Origin of the sequence: Microcoleus sp. K4-B3 (genome assembly GCF_036704615.1) — a bacterium.
Classification (GTDB): Bacteria; Cyanobacteriota; Cyanobacteriia; order Cyanobacteriales; family Microcoleaceae; genus Microcoleus.
This window is the reverse complement of record NZ_JAUBSF010000185.1, coordinates 1-3,358: the sequence shown is the minus strand read 5'-3', so window position 1 is coordinate 3,358 and position 3,358 is coordinate 1. Positions and strand designations below refer to the sequence as shown.

Annotated in this window: 3 protein-coding genes and 1 pseudogene; all 4 read left to right on the top strand. The window is 42.5% G+C overall.

Annotation, left to right across the window (positions count from 1 at the left end; translation table 11 throughout):
- Window positions 1-679 precede the first annotated feature (679 nt).
- The 4 genes and pseudogenes from QUA78_RS32065 to QUA78_RS32050 all read left to right on the top strand — a co-directional run bounded on the left by QUA78_RS32065 (window position 680) and on the right by QUA78_RS32050 (window position 3,300).
- Window positions 680-1,363, top strand: coding sequence for a transposase (locus tag QUA78_RS32065; RefSeq protein WP_333307160.1), 684 nt, complete (start codon window positions 680-682; stop codon window positions 1,361-1,363).
- A gap of 801 nt (window positions 1,364-2,164) precedes the next feature.
- Window positions 2,165-2,398 (top strand): annotated as a pseudogene (locus tag QUA78_RS32060) (reverse transcriptase N-terminal domain-containing protein); the annotation flags it as partial.
- Window positions 2,391-3,077 (top strand): reverse transcriptase domain-containing protein, encoded by a 687-nt coding sequence (locus QUA78_RS32055; RefSeq protein ID WP_333307156.1) that lies wholly within the window; start codon window positions 2,391-2,393, stop codon window positions 3,075-3,077. The pseudogene QUA78_RS32060 and the gene QUA78_RS32055, both read left to right, overlap by 8 nt.
- On the top strand, window positions 3,022-3,300 hold the full coding sequence (locus QUA78_RS32050) for a group II intron maturase-specific domain-containing protein (protein WP_333307154.1): 279 nt from the start codon (window positions 3,022-3,024) through the stop codon (window positions 3,298-3,300). The genes QUA78_RS32055 and QUA78_RS32050 overlap by 56 nt, the downstream gene beginning before the upstream one ends.
- The last annotated feature ends 58 nt before the right edge of the window (window positions 3,301-3,358 follow it).

The window sequence follows — 3,358 nt, the reverse complement described above, 5'->3', positions numbered from 1 at the left end:
ACATACAGCAGATTGCACATTAATTATTCTCTTAGTATCCCTGATTTTGGATCATTTTTTCCTTGGATTACTCTTAGTATACATATTCCGGGCTTTCGGAGTCCTACAATACCCTACAAGATATTAGGTTTTTTTTGCGGTTCCCTAGTTATCAAGAGTGGGTAAATCCTGTTTTATTGATTAACTCACCAGTCCAACAACTGCCAAAAAACGGATCGTCTAGGTCTGCTAGGTGTTGCATTGCAATAGCAATCACCTAAAATTTTGAATGCATTATTTTTGATGTTTCATCTACTGATTTTTTTCTGCGTCCATCAGCTTTGTTGAAATCACTGTTTTCTTAATAAAGATGCTTTTTCAAACTTGTTTAATTATTAAGTTGCCATAATAAGCTTTCCCTCATTTCTCTCTTCCTCTTTCACCGCGAGAGCCTCCCAGGCTCAAATCGTTTCCCCGTCTGCCATAACAGGTAATTTATCTGCGGTTGAGATCGGTACCGCGAGGTATTAGGGAAGATGAGTGTAAAATCAATACTCCGGACAGTTTTTAAAGAGGGATACGATCGCTTTTGCAGCAGAGAAGTGAAAAAAGTGAGTGCAATCTGAACCCAAAATCAACAGAAAAAAAGGCACTCTTTTCGGTTAAGCTATAAAAACACACAAGCTCAACAGATTGCCTTATGAAAATCATTGAATCCATCTTACAACAAATGCCAGGGATTAGTCAACCCCAAAAGAAGTTTTTAATCACTTTATTCTCAACTATCTTGCTGGCTTATGGCAAGGTCAACTTCACAAATCTCAGTCGTTATAGTTGTTTGAGCGAAAAAACCTACCGTCGTCACTTTCTCAAAAGCTTTAATTTTCCACAATTTAATCAATATTTCCTCGAACAAGCTTTAAATCCTGAACACACAGTCATTGCTGTTATTGATTGTTCTTTTTTAATAAAAAGTGGCAAAAAAACTGACGGCAAGGCTTATTTTTATAATGGTGTAGCTGGTAAATCGTCACAGGGATTGGAAATTTCTGTGATTTCTATTGTCGAAATTGAGACTCGTTTATCTTATAGCTTAAGCGTGCAACAAACTCCATCACGTCCTCAAATAAAGCCCGTGAAAAAACTGCCACAAAAACCGAAGAATAGCTGGTCAAAAAAAAAACTCGCAAAAAACCGGAGTCTCAAAGCTCAACGCCTGACATCACAAGAGTTGATGACGGGAGCAAAACATCTAAAGAATACTCGTTGTTACTTCCCAACTTCTGTACGTTATTTGGTGGCTGATGGCTATTACTATCGCTCTAAATTCTGGGAGGCTGTGCGGGAGTTGAATTTAGACTTTATTGGCAAGCGAGCGAGTTGATGCTAACCTACGCTATCTCTATACAGGTGAACAAAATAAACTGGGAGCACCTCGCAAATATCATGGTAAGGTTGACTGCCAAGATCTGAGTCGTCTTAAGTTTGTTAAACAAATAAAACCGGGAGTTTCATTATATACATTAGTAGTCTGGAGTTGTTGTTTAAATTGCCAAATTAGCTTGGCTTGTATTTCTGAGGTTCAAGCCAATGGGAAAATCAAGTGCGATTCGTTGAAACGTGAATCACGGTGAAAGCCCGTAAATAGCGTTTCCAGCCACAAGGCTGAACTCTCGGTCTGATAAGGGTGCAAGTCCCTTCTGCCAGACTCAGGTATGACTCCCTATCTGCCCACACCGACCAAGCTCGATTCTTGGAGAGTGAAGCTGGGAACAGGACGCAACCAGACATCTAATGCGAGGTGACACTGGCGTTAATGGGGAGTTCCGATGGTGAAAACAGAGCCTAGAAAAGTAACTCATCCCTAAGCGGGTCACAGACCAAAAATCCCGACTTCACTGGAGTTCATTCCCGCCGAATTTTTGATTATTATCGGCAAGAGTCCAGGGAATCCAGTAGTTAAATTGGCTCCACCTAAAGGAACAATCAATCTAACCGAGGGAACGAAGAAAAACGGACTGAGGGTCAAGGGGAAGTCGAACCCCAAGTAGGCTAGACGAGCAGCGGAATCCCCTTAGTTCGGGTAGGACAGACCGTAATTGGTCTGAGGTGTTCAGAAAACATAAGTTAGAGCAGCGCATGATTAGACACAGCAGCAACGAAGCGTGAATCTTGGGAGACGTTACCTTGGAAGAAATTCCGAAGGGACTTATTTCGCCTACAAAAACGAGTGTTTAAAGCGATTCAGGTTGGAAACAATCCGAAAGCGAAGTCCCTTCAAAAGCTAATTCTGAAATCTCGGGCTGCAAGAATGTTGGCGATACGTCAAGTAACTCAACTAAATGCTGGCAAAAAGACTGCGGGAATCGATGTCCAAGCCTCACTCACATTTGAGGAAAGGTTTGCTCTGAATGAATAACTCAGAGTCAAAAGTAACAACTGGAAACATCAGAAGTTACGCTCAATACCAATCCCTAAAAAGGATGGGAGTACCCGCCTCCTTAAGATACCTACTATCGCCGATAGAGCGTGGCAATGCCTCGCAAAATACGCGAAGCGAGCCAGCACACGAAGCAACCTTTCACGCCCGGAGTTATGGGTTTAGGACAGGAAGGTCGGCGCATGACGCGCAGAAAATTCTGTTCATTAACCTAAGCTCACACGCCCACGGAATATCCAAGCGAGTTATCGAGCTCGATATCGAAAAATGCTTCGACAGGATAAGCCACACCAGCATAATGGAACGACTCATCGCCCCAAAAGGCATCAAGACCGGAATATTCCGCTGTCTAAAATCAGGAGTCAATCCAGAATTTCCCGAACAAGGAACCCCACAAGGGGGCGTGGTAAGTCCATTACTAGCCAATATTGCTCTCAATGGGATTGAGGAAATACATCAATCAGTCCGTTACGCGGACGACATGGTAATAATTCTGAAGCCCAAAGATGATGCGACGGCAATACTTGATAAAGTCAACGAATTTCTGACAGAACGAGGCATGAAGGTTAGTGAAAAGAAAACAAAGCTAACGGCTACGACAGATGGATTTGACTTCCTCGGTTGGCATTTCAAAGTGCTTTCGCAACGGGAAATTTAGATGCGTTCCATCAGCGGACAATTTTAAAGCATTCCGTCAGAAGGTAAAACACATCGTTAACAACTCGAATTATGGTGCTACGGTCAAAGCTGAGAAATTAGCCCCTGTAGTTAGAGGCTGGAGAAATTACCATCGCTACTGTAAGTTGGAAGGGTCACGGTTCTCACTGTGGTTTGTTCAAAATAGAGCCTTCAAGGTATTCAATAACTGTAGTTTAGACTAAATAAAGATGAGAACGGTGGCTTTCAGAAGAACTAGAGCCACCGCGCCGGGAGAGAATA

Excerpts from the sequence above, each read along its gene's own strand:
- QUA78_RS32065 (WP_333307160.1), top strand. The coding sequence starts at position 680 with ATGAAAATCATTGAATCCATCTTACAACAAATGCCAGGGATTAGTCAA.
- QUA78_RS32055 (WP_333307156.1), top strand. The coding sequence starts at position 2,391 with ATGAATAACTCAGAGTCAAAAGTAACAACTGGAAACATCAGAAGTTAC.
- QUA78_RS32050 (WP_333307154.1), top strand. The coding sequence starts at position 3,022 with ATGGATTTGACTTCCTCGGTTGGCATTTCAAAGTGCTTTCGCAACGGG.